This is a genomic window from Micromonospora sp. NPDC005206 (genome assembly GCF_040608175.1).
In the GTDB taxonomy this organism is placed as follows: Bacteria; Actinomycetota; Actinomycetes; order Mycobacteriales; family Micromonosporaceae; genus Micromonospora.
The window spans coordinates 1-21,955 of the sequence record NZ_JBEXHU010000014.1 but is presented as its reverse complement, the minus strand read 5'-3'; the positions used below and the strand labels follow the sequence as shown (position 1 = coordinate 21,955).

Sequence of the window (21,955 nt, the reverse complement as noted above, 5' to 3'; positions counted from 1 at the left end):
AGCACGCTCCTCTCTTGCTCGATCAGGAGTTTGCGCTGACAGCGCAGCCGGCCCGGTAGGCCATGACGATGTTGCGGGTGTTGGCGTATCCGGTCACGTAGCCGCGGAACTCCGTGGTCGCGACGGCGTTACCGGTGGCGAACAGCCCGGGGACCGGCGTCCCGTCGCGTCGTAGTACCCGGGCGTCCGCGTCGGCCTGTAGACCGAACGTGCACACCCCGATGCCGAGCAGCCGCAGCGGAAGCGCGTAGATGGGCGGTTCGGCGATGGCTCCGAGGTTGGGGTTCGGTTGGTGCCGCGCGTCGCCGTATCGGCGCCGGACGAAGGCCTTCGATCCTCGGCCGAATACCGGGTCGATGCCGAGGTCGGCGTTCGCGTTGAAGTCGGAGACGGTGTCGGCGAGGGCTTCACCGTCGATCCCGACGGTCGCGGCCAGCGCCTCAAGGGTGTCCGCGCGGGCGATCGTGTCGGGGTAGGCTGCGCCCGCAGGCAACGTGCCAAGGCGGTAGTTCTTCCGGAACTGCTCGTCGAACAGCAGGTAGCAGGGGAAGTTTTCCCATCGCCGGCCAGCCGGGTCCCACCGCGAGAGGGCTGAGTTGATGCCCACGTAGTAGCTTTCGTCGCCGAAGCGGCGTCCGGCGCGGTTGACGACCATGGTGTGCGGCAGTCCCATGACGTCGAACAGTTGGCTGTAGAGGGGAGCCTCCGTGCCGCTGTGGACGTCCCCCGATTGAAGATGCGCGCCCATCGAGAACTGGGGTCCACCACCGCGTACCACCGCCGCGCCGGCCGCTTCCGCGAGGCACAAGTGATCACCGCGGATCGATGGCGGTCCGGCTTCGACGAAGTCGGGCAGCCCCTCGAGGTCGGCCGCGAAGTCGGCCCAGCCGTAGCCGCCGGTCGCTAGGAGGACGCCGCGTCGGGCGAAGAACTCCGACTCGTGCCCACCGGGGTCGACCGCGCGCACACCGCTGACCCGGCCCGAGTGTTCGACCAGCCGCTGGACGCGATGTCCGAGGACCCAGTCGACGTCGTGCTGAATGAGCGCCGCTCGCACGAAGGCAGCCGCCAGGCCGATGCCCATCGTCAGAAAGTCATCACGCTCACGTTCGGCGAACAACGCCTCGATCTGCTGGGGCGTCCGCGTGCTGTCGAACAGTTCGCGGTGCCGCAAGCCCGCCCGGTAGTGCGGGGAGGGGGACAGGTGCGACCGCAGTCGCTGAAGTCGTGCGCCCTCGATGGCGCACTCCAACATCCGTCCGCTCGGCATCGAGCCGGGCGCATCGGGGTAGTAGACGTCCGGGTTCCCCGGAACCACCTCGAAGTCGATGCCGAGCGAACGGTAGAACGCCAGTGCCTCTTGCGCCGACGAGAGGATCTCGCGGCGGAGATCGCCGTCGGAGTTGCGTTCACCCTGAGCGTAGCGGAGGTAGGCGTCGGCGGCGTCGACGCTGTCGGGCGGGTCGCCGTCGGGTGCGCCGGGCGCCCACATCAGGCCGCCGCTGTACGCGCCGCCGCCGCCCAGGTACTGGGAGGCCTCGATGACAAGGACCCGCAGACCGGAGGAGGCGGCACGGGCAGCGGCGGCCAAGCCGCCCAGGCCACCTCCGACGCAGATCAGGTCGTATTCCGGCATAGCGGTACGGCCAGCCGCTGCTATGCGGACGCGGCGGATTGGGCAGCGGCTGCTGCGTCTGCACAGTACTTCTGGCGCAGCAGGTTGAACCCACCGCCGGCCTCGATGACCTCGATCGCGTGCGCGCTCGGGGCCTTGCCCTGCAACACCTGTCCTGATGACACGACCCGCACGGTGGCGGTCCGCCAGTCGACCTCCACGTCATCCCACCGTTGGACCGCCGACGAGATGCACGGTACGGCGACCAGTGGCATCCCTTGATACAGCTCGCCCCGCCAGAAGCCGGGTGCGAACGACTCGGCGACGACGGCGACGATCCCCGCATTGCGCATCGCGATCATCGCCGGGTAGTGCGGGTGGCCGTAGCCGAAGTTCCGACCGCCGACGATGATGTCGCCGGGGCGGACGTCGTTGACGAAGTTCGGGTCGTACGCCTTCATGCACACCGACGCGAGCTTGTCGACGTCGTAGTACTTGATGTTCTCCACACCGATGATCAGGTCGACGTCGAAGTCCGAATCGAAAATCCAGGCCACCCGACCCTTGAGTACGGCCGGGACGGCTGGGGAGTCTGGCTTGCTCATGCGGTCGCCACCTCGCGAGGGTCCGTGATACGCCCGCTCAGCGCCGATGCGGCTACCGTGTAAGCGCTGCCCATGAAGATCTCGGCTTCGGTGCTGCCCATGCGCCCTGAAATGTTCAGCACTCCGGTCGAGATGCACTTGTCGCCTGCCTGCAGCGGGGATGCGTAGCCGATGCAGAAGTCGCACGACGCGTGGGCGATGCGGGCACCGGCCTCCGCGAGGATGTCGAGCAGCCCCTCCGCCTTCGCCTGTGCGTAGATCCGCTCGGAGGTCGGAACGACGTTGAAGTTGACCCCGGGCGCGACCTTCTTGCCTTTCAGGATCTCCGCGGCGGCTCGGATCTCCTCGATCCGGCCGCTCGCGCACGACCCGATGTAGGCGTGCTTGACTTCGACCCCGGCCACTTCCTCGATCCGCTTCGTGTTGGCCGACTTCGCCGACCCGGGCAGCACCACCTGCGGTGACAGGTCGTCCAGGTCGATCGTGTGCTTGGCCGCGTACTCGGCGTCCGGGTCGCTGTAGACAGGCTCGAACGGCTTGCGGGCGACCCGCCGGCTGTACGCGAGCGAGGTCTCGTCCGGATTGAAAATCGCCGAGACGGCTCCGGTGAACATGGCCATGGCGCACAGTCCCTGGCGACGGTCGATCGACATCGCCTCGGCGCCTGGGCCGACGTACTCCATCACCTGGTGTGCACACGCGTCCGCGCCGTACCTTGCGATGATGTGATGAATAAGGTCGCGGTTGTCGACCCCGGGGGCGAATGTGCCGTTCAGGTGAAACTGCGTGGTCTGCGGTACGTCGAGGTAGACGGCGCCGGAGACCCACGCTTCGAGCAGATCCTTGCGGACACCCCAGCCGAGCGCGCCGAAGGCGCCGAGCCCGCTGATGTGTCCGTCGAAGTGGACCAGGAAGTTGCCAGGGATGGCGTAGCCGAGCTCGGCGGCCACCTGGTGCCCGATCCCCATTCCCTCGTGCACCTCGACGCCGTTTGCGCGTCCCCAGTCGCGGGTGACCTGGTGCATCTGTTGCTCGCGCTCGTCGTTTCTGGTCACCAGGTGGTCGATGAACAGCACGTAGCGCTCGGGGTCGCTGACCTTTGTTATACCGAAGTCGTCCGCCATCTGCCGGAACATGACGTCCGTATAGCCGGGGAAGTCGTAGGCGATCATGTAGTCGGGGTGGAACGGTGCGTTCTGGCCGGGACGCACCACGGGAAGACCGCCGGCCCGCGCGAGAATCTTCTCCGTGATCGTGCTGCCCATCACATGCCTCCTTCGATGGCAGTCAGCTCGGACTGCGACGCGTGGTACTTCGCCTGTAGCTCGAGAATTTCGGGGAACCCGAGCAGCGCCGGGATCTCCTTCGGAGCCATACCGTCGGCAGTCACGTCCGTGGCTGGTTCGCCGTCGTACAGCCGCTGTAGGGCGTTAGCGATCGCTCCCGCTGCAGCGTGGACGGCTTGGTTCGGCAGCAGTGCGATGCGCACTCCGAGTTCGAGGAGGACCTCTCGGGTGAACTCCTTCTCGACCCACGTCCCGGCGGTGATGGTCGACACGAGGTCGCGGCCCAACTCCTCGCTCGCGTCCGACCACTCCTCGACAGAGCTGAACGAGCGCGTCACGGGCATGAGGAGGTCGGCGCCCGCCGCTCGGTACGCGCCGAGGCGGCGCCGCGCGTCGTCCCCGTGCGCATCGGTTCGAGCAATGATCAGTACGCCGTCAGCGGCGTCCTTCGCGGCGCGGATCTTTCCGGCGGCCTCCTCGATCGGAATCAGCGGTACCGGCTGGTTGACCCACAGCGGCTCTTTCTTGGGCGCCACCTGGTCCTCCATGAAGACGGCGCTCGCGCCCGCGTTGCGGGCCTGGTTGACCGTGCGCATAACGTTCACAGCGTTGCCGTAGCCCGTGTCGATATCGGCGATCAGGGGAAGGGAGCAGCCTTCGCGGATACGGCGAATCGCGCCGATGTTCTCGGTCATCGTGTAGAGCTCGGCGTCGGGCATTCCCAGTGACGCCGATATGGCGTATCCGGAGGAGCACACGGCGCGGAAGCCGGCGCGCTCGATGAGGCGAGCCGAGAGGCCGTCCCATGCCCCGGGCGCGTACACCAACCGCTCGTGCTCGAGGAGTTGCGCCACCGACGTTGTGGTCATAAGCCGAACCTCCTTGGTCCGGAATCCGGACGCCGTTCCGTACTGCGTGACATGAGACATCTTGGACGGAGGTCGGACCAGCGTCAAGGGGCAACTCTTGCGTGTCCCCGGGCACGAGAGTGTCCGTCACCCCGAACGGCACCGCCGGGCATGGAATGTTCGGCGCCATCGGCCTGGCATGATCAAGTTCGCGGACACGGTGCGGAAGACCCTGAAGGGGCGGTCCCGCGATGCGCGTCCCGTACTCGTGCGGGTGGTCGCCCGAAATCCGACCTCGGGGATGTTGACCGGCAGGGTGGGTCCGGCTAGCGTTCACCGTAATCCGCACCACGGTTCGGTATCCGAATCACACAGGGAAGTGGCTGCGTGACCGCAGGCACCGGATGGCGGTAACGAAACGGGACAATCTCCTCACATCAGCTGTAGGTCGAGGGCCGGGCAACCCTGCGGCGCCTGACGCTCACAGCGGCGAAGGTCGCGCCCCCGATCCGTGGGTGCGCGCGCTCAGCGCCGTGACCGCGCATGCCGAGCAGATCGGCAGTAGACGACACTCGAGCAAGGAGTTACAGTGCGCCGCACGAGGACAACTCATCGCCCCTCGACGCGCGGCCGGAGTTCGCTCCGCCTCGCTCTGGCACCCATCGTCGTGACCGTCGTGGCGCTGTCCGCCGGTTGCGCAAAGACCTCGGGTTCGACGGGCTCAGGTGGTGGAAATTCGGCCCGCATCGGCATCATCGTCGCCGAGACCGGTCCGTTGGCTGGCGCTGGCCGCTCCTGGTTGCAGGGTGCGACGATCGCGGCCAACCACGTCAACGACCAGGGCCTGATCGGCTCCGGTCGGAAGATCGAACTCGTCAAGAAGGAAGGCTCGGAGGATCCAGCCAAATCCGCGGGTGTCGCCGCGCAACTGGCGGCTGACAAGAGCATCCTCGGGCTGGCATGTTGCATCCTCAGCCCCGTAGCGGGAGCGGTGAAGCCCATCGCGATCGCGCAGAAGGTGCCCCTCGATATCTGGGGCGCGACTGAGCCGAACATGGCGCAGCTGCCGTACGTCATCCGGACGACGACCATGCCGCACCCCGCCAACGAGGCCATCGGCAAGGCCGTCGCCGAAAAGAAGGGTCTGAAGTCGGCCGCGTACAGCGTCATGACCGACAACGCCGGCATCGTCTCCCAGGCGGCGGCGTTTAAGAAGGGCCTCGAATCGGCAGGCGTCAGCGATCTGGGTCAGGTCGGGATCCTGTCGAAGCAGACCGACTTCACGAGCGCTGCCGCGCAACTGATCCAGAAGAACCCGGAGTCGATCGTTGTCGCCGCCACGCAGTCCGAGGCAGTCGGGATGATCGCGGCCCTGCACGACAAGGGCTACAAGGGCCAGATCATCACGGGTGAGACCGTGGTCGGTACCGGGGTGTTCAAATCGCAGCCAGATGCGCTCGACAAGGTCCCGTTCCCGGTGTACTACCTCGCCAGCGCCGCGAACACCCAGGGCAAAAAGTTCGCCGACGACTACAAGAAGCAGTACGGGGCCGACCCCGACGACTTCGCGGCGCAGGGCTACAACGCGATCTGGACGATGGCGGTCGGCTTGAAGGCCGCCGGTGACGAGCCGACCAGGGCGAGCCTCACCAAGGCGTTGGGTGACCTGAAGTCGGTGGACAACACGATCTACGGGACGGTCACCTTCGACGGCGGTCAACTCGACGCGAGTGCGGGTGTCAAGATCGTCAGCTACACAAAGCCGAACGGCGAAATCCAGTCGTGGAACGGCTGAACTGACAACTCGCCGGCGCTTGGGGCCGTCGTCCGCGGTGGCCCGAGCGCCGTCATGAGAGAGGAGCGAGATGCTGTTCGTCGAGCAATTGGTGAACGGGATCTCCGTCGGCGCGATATACGCCCTGTTCGCGGTCGGCTTCGGCATTGTCTTCTCGACGATGCAGATCCTGAACCTGGCGCAAGGCGTCTATGCCACGTACGGCGCGATCATCGCGTACTTTGCCGTCACCGCGGCGAACCTCCCGTACTGGCTGGCGTGCGTCGTCGGGGTCCTGTCCGCCGGCGTGGTCGCAGTGTTTGTCGACCAGGTGGCGTTTGAACCGCTCCGGCGCCGAGGGGTGCAGATGCTGGGGGCGGTCATTGCGAGCGTGGCGATGTGGATCGCGCTCCGGGAGATCATGAGCATCGCCACCGACGCGACCCCGGTCGGCTTTCCGCCGGACAAGTCACCGCGCGGCCTGGTCGAAGTGGGCAGTATCAGCGTCCTCCACACCCAGTTGATCGCGCTGGTGTGTTCGGCCGTCGTCATCACCGCCGTGTACCTCCTGCTCCACCGCACGAATGTCGGGGCGGCGATTCGGGCCGTCGGCTACGAGAAGCGTTCGGCGGAGATCGCTGGCATCTCGCCGCGCGCGATGATCATCGGGGCCGCGATGTTGTCCGGGAGTGTGACGGGACTGGCGGGAATCCTGCTCGCCAGCGGACACACCTTCAACTTCACGGTCGGCGACCACCTGCTGCTCCAGGGCTTTGCCGCCGTGGTGATTGGTGGCTTCGGCGACGTTCGCGGTAGCGCCCTCGGTGGGCTGTTCATCGGGGTCGTGCAGACCCTCTCGGCCTCCTACATCTCCGCGTCGTATCAGGACGCGATCACGTTCGGACTCGTGCTCGTCGTCCTCCTCTGGAGACCGCAGGGTCTCCTCCGCATAGCGAACGTCGTGAGGGCGTGACGATATGAATGCCGATCTCGTTCTGCTCCAGAGCGCCACACTGTTCGCGATGGCAGGGGCGGTTCTCGCGCTGAGTACGTATGTCACCCTGTGGGCCGGCCTGCTGAGCTTCGCGACCGTCAGCTTCGCCGCGATCGGGGCCTTCACGTCGACCTGGGTGCTCACCAACACCAAGCTCGGAATGGTCACGGCGCTCCTCGCCGGGGTGGTAGCCGCGGCTGTGGTCGGGCTCATCGCCGGGCGGCTGTTCCTGCGCCTGTCGAGCCACTGGCTCGCCCTGGCGACAGTCGCCCTCGTGCTGATCACCCGGGTCTTCGTGGTCAACCTCGGGCACCACACGGGCGGCTCGGCCGGTGAAGTCGTCCCCGAGGCGCTGACGCCGTTGCAGATGACGCTGCTTCTGGCCGTGGTGGGCGCGGCGCTGTTCCTGTTGAAGCGGTCGAAGTTCGGCGCCGCGGCGGACGCGACCCGGGAGGACCCGAGCGTCGCTGCCGCTCTCGGCATCCCGGTCGGCCGGGTGCACGTCCTCGCCTTCGGCCTCAGCGGGGCGATCGGTGCGGTGGGCGGCGTCATGTTGGCCTCTCGACTATCGTTCATCGGCCCGGATACGTTCTACGTCGACCTGTCGATGACGGTGCTCGCAAGCGTCGTCCTGGGCGGTGCCTACCACTGGTCCGGCTCGGTCATCGGCGCCGCGGTCTTCACCGGCCTGCCCATCTACATCAGCCAGTACATCAGCGAGGGCCAGTCGATCATCAACGGGCTTCTTCTGCTCGCAATCATCATCTGGCTGCCCGACGGGCTGATCGACCCGATCCGGTGGCGGCGGATCCAGGCGAAACGACGGCGACCCGAGCGGCCTGCGGAGGTCGGCGACGGGCGGAGCCCGTCGGAGCTGACGGATGTGGGGGCAGCGCGTTGAGCACCGACGTTCATCCCGAGCGCGCGACGACACGCGACGTCGCCGCGCAGCTGGAGAACATCTCCAAGAACTTCGGCGGACTGCAGGTGCTGAAGTCGGTGACCTTCTCGGTGCCGCGCTCGACGATTTTCGGGGTCGCCGGGCCGAACGGCGCCGGCAAGACGACGCTGCTGAATCTCATGACCGGCTTCGGCAAGACCAGCGGCGGTCGCATGGCGATCGGCGACGTGGACGCGACGAATTTCGACGCGCTGCGGATCAGCAAGCTCGGGGTTGCCCGGACGTTTCAGAACATCCGGCTGTTTCGCGGCCTGACGGTACGGGAACAGGTCGCGGCCGGCAGCTACCGGCATCGTCGTGCCTCCATGCTCGGCAGCATGCTGGGACTGCCGGCCGAGTGGAAGGACCGTCGAGAGGTCCGCCAGCTCGCCGACGAGATGCTCGCCTTCGTCGGTCTTTCGGCGGTCGCCGACCGGTTGGCCGAGACTCTCTCGTACGGCGACCAGCGCAGGCTCGAGATCGCACGGGCGCTGGCGACCCGGCCGCAGCTGCTCCTCCTGGACGAGCCGACGGCCGGCATGAACGACGCCGACTGGCTGCCCATCGCGCAGCTGCTCGAGAAACTGCGCGACGAAGGGCTGACCGTGATCGTGGTCGAGCACAACATGCGGCTGTTGGAGAAGTGCTGCGACCGGGTGGCGGTCATCGCGGCCGGCACCGTAATCGCGGAGGACGAGCCGGTGACCTGCCTTCGCCTGCCCGACGTACGCCGCGCCTACTTCGGAAGGTGAGACTCGATGCCCCCCATCCTTTCCGTCGAAGACCTGTCTGTCCGCTATGGCACAATCCCGGCTGTCACCGACCTGTCGTTGACGGTTGAAGAGGGCTCCCTCACCGCGCTGCTCGGCGCGAACGGTGCGGGCAAGTCCACGACCCTGAACACCGTCGCCGGTTTCCTGCGACCCGTACGCGGTAAGGTGACGTTCGCGGGGGAGGACATCACGCGAACCGCCGCCTTCCGCGCCAGCCGCCGCGGTCTCGCGCTGGTGCCCGAGGGTCGGATGGTGGTCGCGCCGCTGACCGTCCAGGAGAACCTGGAGCTCAGCTCGTTCGCCCGCGGCAGGCGGCGCACCGCCGTGATGCAGGACGTGTGGGATCTGTTCCCTCGACTGCACGAGCGTCGCAACCAGGTCGCCGGCCTGATGAGCGGCGGCGAGCAGCAGATGCTGGCGATCGCGCGTGCTCTGATGACCAAACCGGTGATGCTGCTCCTCGACGAACCGTCGATGGGGCTGTCGCCCGCGCTCGTGGACGTCGTGTTCGGGGCGATCAAACAGATCCACGCGTCCGGCGTGAGCATCCTGCTCGTCGAGCAGAACGCCGCCATCGCCCTGCCCATCGCCGACTTCGCCTATCTGATCCATCGCGGGGACATCATCTCGGCGGGGGCGCCGGCAGAGCTGGAGAAGGACCCGGACATGGTCGCCCGGCACCTCGGCCTCGACCCGGCCGTGGTGGCGCCTGAGTTCGAACGTTCCCTGGCGGAGTCCGAGGCGACACACCGACCGGCCGTGACCAACGGTCGTAACGCGCTATCGGAATAGGGAGCCCTGATGCCCAGCCCGCACTATGTCACCACCAGCGGTGGCCAGATCAGGATTTGGGTCGACGGCGAGGGCCCGACGCTCGTCGCGGTGGCGGGCCTGACGCGGGCGGCCTCCGCGCAGGCGGCCGACCTGTGCCGCGCCTTGCCGTCCTGGCGGGTCGTCGTCCTGGAGCCCCCGGGAGTCGGCGGATCCGCGCGTACCGTCCCGACATCCGTCGAGCACTCGGCCAGCCTGATAGCAGAGAGCCTGGCGTTTCTCGACAACCAATTCGCGCTGCTGTCCTTCGAACTGTCGTGCGCGCTCGTGCCGAGCCTCCTTGAACGGCTGGCGCCTGCGTCCACCGTGCTGGTCAACGCTGACGCCGCACGGGGCTGGGTCGACACCCGTACCGTGCCGCCCCGCCTTAGCCCAAGAGCCGACGGAGCGCACCTGAACGCCCTCTGGTCGTTCCTGCGCGACCGTCGGCTGCTTCGCCCGGACGAACCCACGTTGCCCGTGACCTCGGGGGATCCGCTTCCGACCACTCATGACCTGAGCGCGAGCTTTATCGACGCGGTCACCGCCCCGGAGACCTTCGAGGCGTGCTGGCGGATGTACGCGGAGCAGCTCGTACCCGCGCTGGACGCGTTGGCCGCTCTGCCGCGCGCCAACGCCCTGTCCGAGATCCCCGACCTGCTGGGGGCGGGGCCGCACCCGTCTGCCGCCGCTCCACCGCCCACCGCGCCCCTGCCCGGAACCGACGTCTGGCACCAGTACCTGGACACCGCCCTCGGTCGGGTGCATCTGCGGCGGGCCGGATCGTCAGGAAGTCCGGTGCTGGTACTTCCGACAGGCGGCGGATCGTCGGCCCAGTTCGCCCCGGTGCTGTCCGGCCTGGCCGAAAATCGCACCGTGGTCGGCGTCGACTACTTCGGCAACGGCCTGTCCGACGCGCTCGACAGAATCCCCACGGTCGTGACGCTCGCCGACGACGCGTTCGCGGTGGCGGATGCCTTCGGGTGGGACACCTTCGACGTCTGGGGGTCCCACACCGGAGCCTGCGCCGCGCTGGAGATGGCAATATCGCGCCCGGAGCGGATTCGCAAGGCCATCCTCGAGGCGCCGGTGATGGTCACTCCCGAGTTCCGGGACGACCTGCTCACGAACTACTTCCCCGACTTCTCGCCGGACAAGTTCGGCCTGCACCTGCAGCATATCTGGCACTGGCGGCGGGACATGTTCATGTTCTGGCCGTGGTACCTCGTGGACCACTCCGCCGCGCGCGCGATCGGTGTTCCGTCAGCCGACGAGCTGCACCTGTACGCCGTCGGCATCCTGCAAAGCGGTAGCACGTACGGTGGCGCGTACCGGGCCGCATTCGCGTACGGCACCCAGGATCGATTGCCGCATCTGCGTGTTCCCGCGATCCTGACCGCCGGCCCGAACGACATGCTCGCCAATGCGCTCGAGGACGCCGCGGCGCTCGTCCCGGACGGACTGCTGCGGACCGTCCCGACCCCGACCACCATCTGGTGGCCGGACCCGGACCCGGAGGCCGCGGCGGTCACGCTCAAGGTATACCAGGACTTCCTCAGCTGACCGCCGTCTGGTCAACCCAGGGACATTGCGTAGTCGGGTTGCTGCTGGTCACGGCGTCGATGAGATCGTGCGCGCGGCGGTTGGCGCGGCGGGTTGCGCGGGCGATGTCGGTGTCGCCGTTGGTGCGGCGGTAGCTGAACGCGGTGTGGCCATGACGGCGGGTCCGGTGACAGTCCGAGCTTGGCGGAGGTCTTCACGGAACGTCACGTCCCGCACGTGGTGGACTGTGTTTTCGATGAGCCATTCGCGGCGTGCCCAGTCCTGCAGATCGGTGGGTTGCGCGTCGGCGGCGGGTAGGGACACGGTGAGGTAGGCGATCTCGCGGCTGGTCTTGCCGCCGGTGGTGCGGATGCGGGTGATCCGCACGGCTTGCTGGGCGTGCGGGACGGCGATGCCGCCGGGGGTGTGCACGGTGACGGCTTTGGCGGGTCTCGCGGTGGCCGTGCCCGCGGTCGCGGCGCCGGTCACCGGCCTGGGTCTGCGCCCAGGGCAGGGCTTTGAGCTGAGCGAACAGAGCGGGCTGGTTCGCGTTCAGCAGCGACGCGAAGGCGGGGATCTCGTTCGACTTCGCCGAGACGGTGACCTGGGCGAGCAAGATCCCGGTGCTGCTGTCCAGCGCCTTCGCCAAGGCGTGAACGGCTGGGAGCCGGTACGCAGCCAGCCGGCCAACACGGTGGCGAGCAGTCCGGCGTCCAAGCGGGTCAGCAGCCGCCACACCGCCGTGCCCACAGGCACGCCACGGGTGAACCCGAGCCGGGCCCTGGCCTGCTCGTCCAGATCGTGCAGCCAGTCGGTGATCGCCGCGAACGACGACGCCCCGGCCAGCACGGCACACACCGCGACGGTGAGCAGACCGGCCAGGGGGTAACGCACCCCGCGCGGGTCGCGCGGATCAGGAACCCCGGTCAGCACGTGCATGCATCAACCCGCTCTGCTCGCCGTCGGTGACCGGCGTGGGTGACGCGCCGGGGGCGTGTGCGGCTACGGTCAGTGCGGGGATGGGGGATGATGCCATCGGTGGTTGAGGTCTCTATCTGGTGTCGTGAGCTTCAGCAACTCCATGATCACCGGCAGGACCTCACCCGCTCTTCCCCCCTCCACAGAGTCCACTCACCCCACAGATCCCCAGCTCAGTTCACCCGACAACCGACTACGCAATCGCCCTGCCGGTCAGCCAGCGAGAGTCGCTGCCCCGGCGGCACGGAGCGCACGTACGCCGGCCGGGTCTGGCCGCGGGCCTTTGCCGCCCCGGCTGACCGACAGGCCGGTCGTTCGCCGCAGCTGTACGAGCGACTCCGCGTGGGCCAACATGATCGCGAGCGAGTCGACGACCGGAACGCCGTCGACTGCGGTCAGGCCCTGCCGCACGAGTGAGGTGTTCAGCAACGACTCACAGGGCACGACAACGTCGGCGCCCGCGGCGATGACCTTGCGCGCCGCGGTCTCGAATGACCGCGTCATCGCGCTCGGTTCGCTGAATTCGGCGTCGACGTCGTGTTCGTTGACCGCCGTCTCGAGCGCCACGATCGCGGCGACGCGACCGCTCAGTCCGTAGTGCCGGACGCGGTCGGCGACCAGTTCGACGTTCGCGGGACCGATACCGACGAGCCCGAGTCGCGCGCCCACCGAGCACGACAGCAGCACGGTCGACTCACACATCGACACCACGGGAATGTCGACGACGCTGCGCGCCTCGTGCAGCGCAGGGTCATGGAAGCAGGTGATGGCGACTGCGTCGTAACCCTCGGCCTCGGCCCGGGTAACTCCTTCGACTATCTGCAGGTTGGCGAGGTAATGGCACCACGGATTCGCAAGCACATCGATGGGCGCCGCGCCACTCGGGTAGGTGCCCGCTCGCATGCCGTGGAGCTCGACGACGGTGTCGGGGCGCGTGACCGTGCGGGCGTGTTCGGAGAGCATCGTCCGGTACGCCGGGAGATGGTCAAGCTCGCTGATGCTCTGGTGCCAGATCCGGACCGACATGCGCGACTCCCAACCGTGACTGACTTAGAGGACCGCAACGGGAGCTATCGGGCTGCCCGTGCCCCTGGGCAGCCGCAGCGGCGCGGCTACCAGCATGAACTCGTTGGTCTGCCGGGCGGCCAGCTCGTCGGCCAGGTCCTCGAGCGCGAGGTTGTGCAGCAGGTGGACGCCGAGGTGCACCAAGGCGAGGACGTGGATCGGCAGGCGGTTCTCGTCGACGGCGGGGAAATTGTCCGCCGAGCCGTCGGTGCCGAGCAGACCGACGTCCAGCTCGGAGATGACGCGCATCGCGTCGTGGTGCAGTCCGGAGAGACGGCCGAACTTCTCGGTGGCGCTTCGGCCCTCGTCCGACCCACGGGCGCGACCCGTGCGAACGATCAAGGCGTCGCCGGGGTGTACGTCCGGCGCGGCGGCGCGTAGGTCCGCCTCGGTCACGGGCTTACCGTTCGGCAGGTGGTCAATGCCGCGCAGCCGGGGGACGTCAACGAGCACGCCGCGCGTGACCACCGGTCCGGCCACGAGAATGTCGCACGCCGACGCCCCAGACTCGTCCACCATTTCGGTGAATTTGCGCCCGTTGTATCCGACTCCGCCGAATCCGATATGACAGATCGCGTCCATGTGAGTGTTGTCCAGGCCGTGGCACTGAACGTGGATCTGGTCGCTGGCAGCCTGAACGTCGCCGCCGGCGTTCGATCCCCAGGCCGTGACCATCTCGTGCTTGACCGCACGGTCCAGGCCCTGCGGGTAGTAGGGCGGGGCGTTGACGTCGAGTGGCTGGCCCAGGCTTATCACGGTGCCGGTGCGGACCGCGGCCGTCGCCCGGAGGACGTTGTCCCCCGTGACGAGGTTCAGTGTCCCGCGTTCGTCCCCGTCGCCCCACCGCCCCCAGTTCGGACGTACGCCCAATCGCTCGCCTTCGGCCCTGACGGTCTCGGCGGTCATCACTTCATACATGCTGCGGCCCGTCCCTCGCAGATCGGTCCGGATTCCGGACTCTGTTGCGGCTTCCGGTACGGATGCTACGCTGCGGCCCACGCCCGGGGAAGAGGAAGGCCGCGCCTGCATGACATCGAATTCCGCCATCAACAGGGTCATCTCCAGCTCGCCAACGTTCGGGCGCTACTCCGAGGAACCACTGGAACTCCTGCGCGCCGCGGGGTGCTCCGTGCAGCTGATCGACCGTGGCGACAGCCGGACGCTGATGCAGGCATTGCCCGACGCGACCGCGTGGATCGCCGGGTTCGAGCCGGTGGACGAGTCCACGTTGCTCAACGCACCCAACATCAAGGTCGTTGCTAAATGCGGCGCGGGCATGGACAACTTCGACATGCGCTACCTCAAGGAACGCGGCATAGCGGCGGTGAATGTCCCCGGTGGCAACGCGCGCGCCGTCGCCGAGTACACGATCGGGCAGATCGTGGCGTTGGCCCGCGGCATTCTCGCGAATGACCACTCCGTGCGGGCGGGGAAGTGGGGGCCCAGCATCGGCCTCGGCCTCGACGGCCGCACGCTGGGAATCGTGGGTTTCGGCGCGATCGGTCAGGAGGTGGCGAAGCTCGCCTCCGCGTTCAGGATGTCGGTGATCGTTGCTGATCCGGCAGTCCCTCAGGCGGCGCTGAACGCACACTCGTCGCTGGCGGTCGGACTCGAAGAACTGCTGAAGCGTGCTGATGTCGTGTCCATCCACGTGCCATTGACGGAGGCGACGAGGAATCTGATCGGTGCGGCGGAGCTGGCCATGATGGCGCCGCACGCCCTCCTGGTCAACAACAGCCGCGGCGGAATCCTTGACGAGCAGGCGCTGGTGGCGGCATTGACGGCGCAGACCATTGCCGGCGCCGCGCTCGACGTGTTCGAACAGGAACCGCTGCTGAGGGACAGCCCCCTGCTGTCCGCCCCTCGCCTCGTCCTTTCGTCGCACACTGCCGGGTACTCGGACTCCGCGCTTGCGGTGGTCACCCGGCGGTGCGCCGAGTCCGTGCTGGAGAAGCTCAACGCCGCGCACTAGCGGACATCAACTCGTACCAGGTGAGGAGCAACGATGAGGATCGCCCGGATCGACGACGCGGACCGAGCGCAGTTCGCTTTCGCCGACGGTCGTCACAGCGGCTGGGTCACGGCTGGCGCCCTGGGCGTCGACGTCCGCACCTTGGATGACGTTGTCGACCGGCTTTCCGTGATCCGTGAACGGATGTCGCTGACGGAAGCGGACCGGGATGACCGGGTCAACCTGCTGGCGCCCGTGGAACGGCCGGGCAAGATTCTCGCAGTGGGACTGAACTACCTGAAGCACATCGAGGAGGTTGGCAAGGCGAAACCGACGGCGCCAATGATCTTCGCGAAGTACTCCAGCGCCATCGCGGGGCCGTACGGCGTCATCGAGCTCAATCCCGACATCACGGCAGAGGTCGACTACGAATGCGAGCTCGCGGTCGTTATCGGCGCGCCGGCGAGAAGGATCGATCCGGAGCGAGCACTGAACCACGTCCTCGGCTACTGCGTGGCCAACGACGTGTCCGCTCGGGACGTGCAGCGCAGTGAGCCACAGATCTCACGCTCCAAGAGCCTCGACACCTTCTGCCCGATCGGACCCTGGATCACGACGGCCGACGAGGTCGCCGATCCACACCGCCTGGGCATTCGGACGAGGGTGAACGGTGCGATCAGGCAGGACTCGACAACGGAAGACATGCTCTTCGACGTTCCGTTCCTCATCGCGTACCTGTCGCAGACGATGACGCTGCAACCGGGAGACATGATTCTGACCGGGACGCCGCCCGGCGTCGGTTCAGGCATGAAACCACCGAGCTACCTGCAGGAGAACGACGTGGTGCGATGCGAGATCGACACCCTCGGGTACATCGAGAACACTCTCGTCACGCCGGTGGTGACCCGATGAGCGGGCACAACACGGTCTACGACGTCGTGTGCATCGGCGGGGGGCTAGGCGGACTGGCCGGTGCGCTCCGCGCGCACGACCTCGGCGCGCGCGTCCTTGTCCTGGAGCGCTCGCCGGTGATCGGCGGCGTAGCCGCATACAGCGGCGGCTTCTGCTGGGTAGGCGCGAACCACCTCGACACGTCCGGGCCGGACTCGCTGGAGCTGACCGAGGAGTACCTCGACTACGTGCAGGGCACCGGACGACCCGTCGACCGTGCGGCGCGACGGGCGTACCTCGAATCGTCCATCCGCGCGACGAAGTGGTTCGCTGACGCGGGCGTGCCGCTGTCCCTGATTCGAAACGCCCCGGACCTGTACCACCCGGCCCCGGGCTCGACGGAGCAGGGGCGCCTCATCGAGTGCGCGGTTCACGGTGCTGAGTTGGGCGAATGGCGGCAGCGTCTGCGCCCGAGCGCGTACTACCGAACCGGCATCACCCGCGACGAGATCTACCATGACCTCGAAGGTGACGTCGGGGCGCGACTAGCGCTCGCCGAGGAGCGCCGGGGTGCGGACTTCCTGACGCACGGCGTCGGACTGGTCGCCGGTTTCGCCCGGGAGGCTCTCGCCCGGCGAGGCGTCGAGTGCTGGTTGGAGCACCGTGTCACTGCCCTCCGTACCGAGGGCGGTCGCGTCGTCGGCGTCGTCGCGGAGGGGCCGGACGGTCCGGTCGAGATCACCGCGGTCAAGGGCGTGCTCATCGCCGTCGGCGGGTACGGGAACTCTCCTGACGCCGCCGAACTCGAGGACGTCCCCGAACTCGTCGAAGCTGCGCCGCCCGTCGTCACCGGCGACGGCCTCACCCTTGGCCAGTCGGTCGGCGCCACCGTGGTCCGCGGCGCTGATCCCTTCGTGGTCCTCGGAGCTCGCTTCGACAACCAGACCCATCCCGGCACCGACGTACCCATGTTCACCCAGTTGCTCGAGTACCTCGGCTTCCCCCACTCGCTGATCGTGAACCGCGACGGGATGCGCTTCGGTGACGAGAGCTACTACGGTGCGCTGATCCGCGGCCTGCGCAGCTTCGACACGCGCAAGAAGCACTGGGCGAACTACCCGTGCTGGCTGGTGTTCGACAAGAACTACCACCGGCGTTACCCTCTCGGCCCCTATGCTCCCGGTTCGCCTTACCCGGCAGAGGTGCTGAAGTTTGACAGCCTCGATGAGCTTGCGGACAAGGTGGGAATCGCGAAGGACGGCCTGGCCGCGACGGTCGAGCGCTTCAACGGTTTCGCCGCGACAGGTGAGGACTCGGACTTCGGCCGTGGCTCACTGCCCTTTGCCCGCCGGGCGTACGGCGACCCGCAATACGACAACCCGAACCTCGGCCCGATCGCCGAGGCGCCGTTCTACGCCGTCCAACTAACGGTGCTCGGCGTGGGGATGTGCTCGCTCGGTCTGGCCATCGACGAGCACGCGCGGGTGCAGCGCCGAAACGGCAGCGTGATCCCCGGGCTGTACGCCACCGGAAACGCCGCGGCGACGCGCGAGTTGAAGGGATACGTCACCGGCTTGGCGAATGCCCGCAACTACACGTACGCGTTCAACGCGGCGAACGACATGTACGGAGTTGACTGACCGTGGAAGAGAACGACGCCTGGTCGCGCGTCTGGCATCCACTGTATCCACAGGGTGTCCCGGCGGCGATCGACCTCCCAGCGCCCACCATCCTGTCGATGTTCGACGAGCGAGTCGCGGCGGATCCCGAGGCCCCTTCCCTGCACTATTTCGGGCGCACCATGACTCGCGGCGAGGTCGCCGAACTCAGCGACGTGCTCGCTGGCGGCCTGCGGGAACGCGGCGTCGCTCCCGGCGACCGAGTGGCCGTCGCACTGCAGAACACGCCGGTGTTCGTGATCTGCGCGCTGGCGGCATGGAAGGCGGACGCGACGGTCGTACCCGTGAATCCGATGCTGCGTACCCGCGAGCTGTCGCACGTCGTCGACGACTCCGGCTGCGTCGTGCTGGTAGCCGACCCGGCGATGCGAGACGTCGTCGAGTCCGTGTGTGCCGGGGCGGCGCGGCTCCGGCATGTTCTCTGGTCGCACCCGGCGGATCTGGCGGGGGGCATGCCAGGGAACTGGGCCCCGGCCCCCGAAGGGCAAAGCCGGGACGAGTCTGTGCTGTCCATTCTAGACTCCGGCCGTCGGCCGCCGGAATCGTGTGAGGTGACCCGCGACCTGGCGCTTCTCACGTACACCTCCGGCACGACGGGGCCGTCGAAGGGCGCAATGAACCGCCACCAGGGCCTGGTTTACGAGGCGGCCGCGGGCCGCGCATGGTTTGGTCTCGACAGTGACGACGTGGTCCTGGCAATAGCACCGCTTTTCCACATCACGGGCCTCGGAGTGCACCTGGCGCTGGCCCTCGGTAACGGAATCCCGTTGGTGCTCACCCATCGCTTCGACCCGCGTGTGGTCGCCGCGCTCACGGCACGGTACCGGCCCACGTTCACGGTGGGCGCGCTCACCGCGTTCATCTCGCTGCTCGACGAGGAGACTGCCGACGCGACGGCGATGGGCTCGCTCGGAAATGTCCACAGCGGAGGTGCTCCGGTCTCCGCGGCGGTCGTGCGGCGCTACGAAGAGGCGTACGGCGTCTACGTGCACAACATCTACGGGCTGACCGAGACTACCTCGGCCTGCATTGGGGTCCCGCTCGGTCAGCAGGCCCCGGTCGACGACGCCTCCGGGGCGGTGTCGATCGGTGTGCCGCTACCCGGGACGGACGTCCGGATCCTGGACGAGCAAGGAGAAGCGCTTGCGCCGGGGGAGCTGGGTGAGATCTGTGTGCGCGGCCCGCAGGTGGTCGAAGGCTACTGGCAGCGCCCCGACGAGAGCGCGAAGGCCATCCGCGGTGGCTGGCTCCATACCGGGGACGTCGGTTTCATGGACGAGCAGGGGTGGATCTTCATCGTCGACCGCAAGAAGGACATGATCGTCGTAAGCGGGTACAAGGTCTGGCCACGGGAGGTTGAGGACGTCCTGTACGAGCACCCGGTGATCCAGGAAGCGGCCGTCGTCGGCGTGCCCGACTCGTACCGGGGCGAGACGGTCCACGCGTACGTCACCGTCCGGCCCGGTGAATCGGTCTCGGCGGGGGAGCTGGAAGCCCACTGCCGCGACCGACTGTCGGCGTACAAATGCCCGCGGGCCTTCCGGGTCGTCTCGGAGTTGCCGAAGACCGCGACTGGGAAGATCCTGCGACGGACCTTGCGTGATGAGGCCGCCAGTAGCGAGCCCGGCCGATGATTCCGGACGCATGAGCACGCGGCTCTGACGGTCTGCGGGAGTCCCAGACGTGAGGCGGAGGCCGGTCAGGAGTTCATGCGGGCGGAAAGCGCCTTCGCAGACGCGGCGACCCGGTCGACGACCTGCGACAGGAGTGGACCGGTGAAGCGGCTGGCAGGTCCGCCCATGCTGAGGGACGCGATGGGCGCACCTGCGGCGTCGAGTATGGGGGCCGCGACCGCGGCTACGTCATCGATGTAATCCTCGATGCTCACCGAATAGCCGAGCTTCCGGACTTCCGCGAATTTGGCCCTGAGGTCTGCTTTCCCCACCGTCGTTGCCGGAGTCAGCCGCACCCGGTGTGCCGTCAGCACTTCCTCTTCAATACTGGGAGAGAAGGCGGCGATGACGACCGGCCCGGCGGCTACGTGGTACGGCAGGACCGAGCCGACAGTGACTCCGTGCACACGCACCGGATTGCGTCCGACGACCGTCTCAATCGTCACCGCACCCTGCGGTCCGGGCACCATGAGGAAGGCAGTGTCGCCGAACTCCTCTGCCAGCTGCCGCATGAATGGCAGGGCCTCGTTCCGCAGGTCCAGGTCTGCCCGTGCGATTGCGCCCAGCAAAAGCACCCGCATTCCCAGCCGGTAGCCGCCCGAGGGGCAGCGCGCCAGCCAGCCGGCTGACACCATCGTCTGCAGGAGCCGGTACGCCGTCGTCTTGTTGTAGCCGGTCTCCTTAATGAAGTCCCCAAGGAAGACTTCGCGTCGATCATTCGAAAAGACGTCGAGAAGTCTCGACGCCTTGATGATTGACCCGACGATGTTCTTGGGGTCGGTATCCAGCTCCACGATGAAAGCGTAGCGCATCGCGAACCCTGTCCCGGAATCCGGTTCGATGGTGAGCTGTCGTCGCCATGACGGCCGGCCCTCAGCAGGCCTATCTGCGGCGACACACACCGTGCGGGTGCTGCAGATGGGCGGTCGGGGGACCTCTCGCGGCGCCACCGGAGCACGGTGTTGGCGCGCCGCCCGGGCGCAGCGCGGGGCCCGTTTGAGCGATCGGGCGTTCCAGGCGCCGGGCCAGGCGGTGTCCTTGTACCGCTCAGCAAACGCCTCGTCCAGCCAGTTGGCGACCACGCCCAGGTTGTCACCGAACAGCCCCGCCTACTGGGAAGCCGCCAAGCCCGACCACGCACATCAGGTCGTTCGCCGGGCGCGTTCCGTGCTCCGGCCAGCTCGTGGTGACGAGACCCGTGCCAGGCGAGCATCCTCGCGGGGCCCCGAGGCTGGGTGCCGGCTGAAACCTAGGTTGCGTCGTCTTGGCGACTCGCCCAGTCGCGGGAATGCCGCACCCTCATTAGCAGGTAATCGGCCGATTCCGGGGAGGGACCGCATGGGTGTCAAGGCGGGTGGGCTGGAGCTGTACGCGGGGCCTTCTCGGCTGGGCGGGCCCGATGACCTGGACGCGGTGATCCGCTCGTTCATCGACGGCGCCGCGGCGTCGCTGTTGATCGCTGTGCAGGAGATCGACTCGGAGCCGATCGCCCGGGCGATCCTCGCGGCGAAAGCCCGTAAGGTGCGGATCCAGATCATCCTGGAGGGCAGCTACCTGACCGAGGAGAAGGCGCCGACCGATCCGTGGCTCGCCGGCGGCGACAACGAGGTCAACCGCACGATCCACGCCGCGTTCCTGCGCGCCGGCGTCGACGTGATCACCGACCTGAACCCGGCGATCTTCCACCAGAAGTTCATCGTCCGTGACCATGGGAAAGCCTCCGCCGCCCTGTTGACCGGGTCGACCAGCTTCACCCACACCGATACCGGAACCAACACCAGCACCGGCGCGATGTCCGGCAACAACCTCAACCACGTCCTGGTCCCGCACGGCCAGAGCGCCGCGGCACAGTACCGCGCCGAGTTCCTCCGCATGCGCGCCGGCACCTTCGGCGACCTGCACGAACGCGTGGAACCAAAGCCGGTGGAGTTCCGGCTCGCCGGGGTGCGCATCAAGCCGCTGTTCGCGCCGAGGCACGGGCCTGAGATGGAGATCATGAAGCAGATGCTCAAGGCCACCGCCAGCATCGACTTCGCGATGTTCACCTTCGCCCAGTCCTCCGGCATCGACGACACCATGATCCGACTCGTCGGCCCCGACCTACCGATCCGCGGCGTACTCGACCGCGGACAGGGCGCCCAGAAGTGGGCCACCACCACCCCGCTACACGATGCCGGTGTGCAGCTGTGGGAAAACAAGCCCGGCACCGGTGTCCGGAAGCTGCACCACAAGCTGATGGTCATCGACCAGAGACTCGCTATCGCCGGCAGCTTCAACTACACCGGACCCGCCACCACCCTCAACGACGAGAACATCATCGTCGTAGGCGACCTGGAAGAAACCAACCCTGAAGCCGACGCCACCCAACGACGGTTCGCCGCCTTCGCCGAGGCCGAGATCCACCGCATCATCACCGAACTCAGTCGGCCCATCCATTGACGTGATCTCAACAAGAATCCGGTAGGTATCGGTATTCGAAATGGGTGAGGTGGAGAGCGGCGCGGACGATGTCGCCGACCTGCCGTGGGCTG

The 21,955-nt window shown here is 67.5% G+C and carries 20 protein-coding genes; 11 read left to right on the top strand and 9 right to left on the bottom strand.

Annotated features, from left to right (window positions below):
- Positions 1 to 22: 22 nt before the first annotated feature.
- Genes ABZU69_RS21695 through ABZU69_RS21680 form a run of 4 tightly spaced genes read right to left on the bottom strand, consistent with a single transcriptional unit; the run spans position 23 to position 4,375 of the window.
- Positions 23 to 1,636 (bottom strand): FAD-dependent oxidoreductase, encoded by a 1,614-nt coding sequence (locus ABZU69_RS21695; RefSeq protein WP_354966151.1) that lies wholly within the window; start codon positions 1,634 to 1,636, stop codon positions 23 to 25.
- A 20-nt stretch (positions 1,637 to 1,656) separates the two neighbouring features.
- Positions 1,657 to 2,220, bottom strand: coding sequence for a hypothetical protein (locus ABZU69_RS21690; protein ID WP_354966150.1), 564 nt, complete (start codon positions 2,218 to 2,220; stop codon positions 1,657 to 1,659).
- Positions 2,217 to 3,485, bottom strand: coding sequence for an aconitase family protein (locus ABZU69_RS21685; protein WP_354966149.1), 1,269 nt, complete (start codon positions 3,483 to 3,485; stop codon positions 2,217 to 2,219). The genes ABZU69_RS21690 and ABZU69_RS21685 overlap by 4 nt, the downstream gene beginning before the upstream one ends.
- A complete protein-coding gene (locus tag ABZU69_RS21680; RefSeq protein WP_354966148.1) occupies positions 3,485 to 4,375 on the bottom strand; it encodes an isocitrate lyase/PEP mutase family protein in 891 nt (296 codons plus the stop codon). Before ABZU69_RS21680 ends, ABZU69_RS21685 begins: the two co-directional genes overlap by 1 nt.
- 646 nt (positions 4,376 to 5,021) lie before the next feature.
- Between ABZU69_RS21680 and ABZU69_RS21675 the strand changes: the two genes are divergently transcribed.
- From ABZU69_RS21675 to ABZU69_RS21650, 6 genes are all read left to right on the top strand, one after another.
- A complete protein-coding gene (locus tag ABZU69_RS21675) occupies positions 5,022 to 6,149 on the top strand; it encodes an ABC transporter substrate-binding protein (protein WP_354966147.1) in 1,128 nt (375 codons plus the stop codon).
- A gap of 70 nt (positions 6,150 to 6,219) precedes the next feature.
- The gene (locus ABZU69_RS21670) at positions 6,220 to 7,101 is read left to right on the top strand and encodes a branched-chain amino acid ABC transporter permease (protein ID WP_354966146.1); all 882 of its coding nucleotides are present in this window, start codon (positions 6,220 to 6,222) and stop codon (positions 7,099 to 7,101) included.
- A gap of 49 nt (positions 7,102 to 7,150) precedes the next feature.
- A complete protein-coding gene (locus ABZU69_RS21665) occupies positions 7,151 to 8,023 on the top strand; it encodes a branched-chain amino acid ABC transporter permease (protein WP_354966145.1) in 873 nt (290 codons plus the stop codon).
- Positions 8,020 to 8,814 carry an ABC transporter ATP-binding protein gene (locus ABZU69_RS21660; protein ID WP_354966144.1) on the top strand — a complete coding sequence of 265 codons (795 nt, stop codon included), beginning with the start codon at positions 8,020 to 8,022 and terminating at the stop codon, positions 8,812 to 8,814. Before ABZU69_RS21665 ends, ABZU69_RS21660 begins: the two co-directional genes overlap by 4 nt.
- Positions 8,815 to 8,829: 15 nt before the next feature.
- Entirely contained in the window at positions 8,830 to 9,627 is a 798-nt protein-coding gene (locus ABZU69_RS21655) for an ABC transporter ATP-binding protein (protein WP_354966357.1), read from the top strand.
- 9 nt (positions 9,628 to 9,636) lie between these two features.
- Positions 9,637 to 11,208 carry an alpha/beta hydrolase gene (locus ABZU69_RS21650; protein ID WP_354966143.1) on the top strand — a complete coding sequence of 524 codons (1,572 nt, stop codon included), beginning with the start codon at positions 9,637 to 9,639 and terminating at the stop codon, positions 11,206 to 11,208.
- A 48-nt stretch (positions 11,209 to 11,256) separates the two neighbouring features.
- Here ABZU69_RS21650 and ABZU69_RS21645 read toward each other — a convergent pair whose 3' ends face one another.
- The 4 genes from ABZU69_RS21645 to ABZU69_RS21630 form a co-directional block, all read right to left on the bottom strand.
- The gene (locus ABZU69_RS21645) at positions 11,257 to 11,676 is read right to left on the bottom strand and encodes a hypothetical protein (protein ID WP_354966142.1); all 420 of its coding nucleotides are present in this window, start codon (positions 11,674 to 11,676) and stop codon (positions 11,257 to 11,259) included.
- Positions 11,677 to 11,739: 63 nt separating this feature from the next.
- Positions 11,740 to 12,126: a transposase family protein gene (locus ABZU69_RS21640; protein ID WP_354966141.1), complete on the bottom strand. Its 387-nt coding sequence runs from the start codon at positions 12,124 to 12,126 to the stop codon at positions 11,740 to 11,742.
- Positions 12,127 to 12,378: 252 nt separating this feature from the next.
- Positions 12,379 to 13,191, bottom strand: coding sequence for an aspartate/glutamate racemase family protein (locus tag ABZU69_RS21635; protein ID WP_354966140.1), 813 nt, complete (start codon positions 13,189 to 13,191; stop codon positions 12,379 to 12,381).
- A gap of 24 nt (positions 13,192 to 13,215) precedes the next feature.
- Complete coding sequence (locus ABZU69_RS21630; protein WP_354966139.1) at positions 13,216 to 14,289, bottom strand: cyclase family protein; 1,074 nt, start codon at positions 14,287 to 14,289, stop codon at positions 13,216 to 13,218.
- Between ABZU69_RS21630 and ABZU69_RS21625 the strand changes: the two genes are divergently transcribed.
- The 4 genes from ABZU69_RS21625 to ABZU69_RS21610 are packed head-to-tail and all read left to right on the top strand — an operon-like array spanning position 14,258 to position 19,385.
- Entirely contained in the window at positions 14,258 to 15,202 is a 945-nt protein-coding gene (locus tag ABZU69_RS21625) for a phosphoglycerate dehydrogenase (RefSeq protein WP_354966138.1), read from the top strand. The genes ABZU69_RS21630 and ABZU69_RS21625 overlap by 32 nt on opposite strands.
- Positions 15,203 to 15,235: 33 nt before the next feature.
- Positions 15,236 to 16,093, top strand: coding sequence for a fumarylacetoacetate hydrolase family protein (locus ABZU69_RS21620; protein WP_354966137.1), 858 nt, complete (start codon positions 15,236 to 15,238; stop codon positions 16,091 to 16,093).
- Positions 16,090 to 17,712 carry an FAD-dependent oxidoreductase gene (locus ABZU69_RS21615; RefSeq protein ID WP_354966136.1) on the top strand — a complete coding sequence of 541 codons (1,623 nt, stop codon included), beginning with the start codon at positions 16,090 to 16,092 and terminating at the stop codon, positions 17,710 to 17,712. The genes ABZU69_RS21620 and ABZU69_RS21615 overlap by 4 nt, the downstream gene beginning before the upstream one ends.
- Positions 17,713 to 17,714: 2 nt before the next feature.
- The gene (locus ABZU69_RS21610) at positions 17,715 to 19,385 is read left to right on the top strand and encodes an AMP-binding protein (RefSeq protein WP_354966135.1); all 1,671 of its coding nucleotides are present in this window, start codon (positions 17,715 to 17,717) and stop codon (positions 19,383 to 19,385) included.
- A 65-nt stretch (positions 19,386 to 19,450) separates the two neighbouring features.
- Here ABZU69_RS21610 and ABZU69_RS21605 read toward each other — a convergent pair whose 3' ends face one another.
- Positions 19,451 to 20,218, bottom strand: coding sequence for an IclR family transcriptional regulator (locus tag ABZU69_RS21605; RefSeq protein WP_354966134.1), 768 nt, complete (start codon positions 20,216 to 20,218; stop codon positions 19,451 to 19,453).
- A gap of 277 nt (positions 20,219 to 20,495) precedes the next feature.
- Here ABZU69_RS21605 and ABZU69_RS21600 point away from each other — a divergent pair, with 277 nt between their 5' ends.
- Positions 20,496 to 21,863 (top strand): phospholipase D-like domain-containing protein, encoded by a 1,368-nt coding sequence (locus tag ABZU69_RS21600; RefSeq protein ID WP_354966133.1) that lies wholly within the window; start codon positions 20,496 to 20,498, stop codon positions 21,861 to 21,863.
- The last annotated feature ends 92 nt before the right edge of the window (positions 21,864 to 21,955 follow it).

Bases quoted from the DNA above. Each gene is read 5' to 3' on its own strand.
- ABZU69_RS21695 (WP_354966151.1), bottom strand. From the start codon at position 1,636: ATGCCGGAATACGACCTGATCTGCGTCGGAGGTGGCCTGGGCGGCTTG.
- ABZU69_RS21690 (WP_354966150.1), bottom strand. From the start codon at position 2,220: ATGAGCAAGCCAGACTCCCCAGCCGTCCCGGCCGTACTCAAGGGTCGG.
- ABZU69_RS21685 (WP_354966149.1), bottom strand. From the start codon at position 3,485: ATGGGCAGCACGATCACGGAGAAGATTCTCGCGCGGGCCGGCGGTCTT.
- ABZU69_RS21680 (WP_354966148.1), bottom strand. From the start codon at position 4,375: ATGACCACAACGTCGGTGGCGCAACTCCTCGAGCACGAGCGGTTGGTG.
- ABZU69_RS21670 (WP_354966146.1), top strand. From the start codon at position 6,220: ATGCTGTTCGTCGAGCAATTGGTGAACGGGATCTCCGTCGGCGCGATA.
- ABZU69_RS21665 (WP_354966145.1), top strand. From the start codon at position 7,151: ATGGCAGGGGCGGTTCTCGCGCTGAGTACGTATGTCACCCTGTGGGCC.
- ABZU69_RS21650 (WP_354966143.1), top strand. From the start codon at position 9,637: ATGCCCAGCCCGCACTATGTCACCACCAGCGGTGGCCAGATCAGGATT.
- ABZU69_RS21640 (WP_354966141.1), bottom strand. From the start codon at position 12,126: ATGCACGTGCTGACCGGGGTTCCTGATCCGCGCGACCCGCGCGGGGTG.
- ABZU69_RS21635 (WP_354966140.1), bottom strand. From the start codon at position 13,191: ATGTCGGTCCGGATCTGGCACCAGAGCATCAGCGAGCTTGACCATCTC.
- ABZU69_RS21625 (WP_354966138.1), top strand. From the start codon at position 14,258: ATGACATCGAATTCCGCCATCAACAGGGTCATCTCCAGCTCGCCAACG.
- ABZU69_RS21630 (WP_354966139.1), bottom strand. From the start codon at position 14,289: ATGACCCTGTTGATGGCGGAATTCGATGTCATGCAGGCGCGGCCTTCC.
- ABZU69_RS21620 (WP_354966137.1), top strand. From the start codon at position 15,236: ATGAGGATCGCCCGGATCGACGACGCGGACCGAGCGCAGTTCGCTTTC.
- ABZU69_RS21615 (WP_354966136.1), top strand. From the start codon at position 16,090: ATGAGCGGGCACAACACGGTCTACGACGTCGTGTGCATCGGCGGGGGG.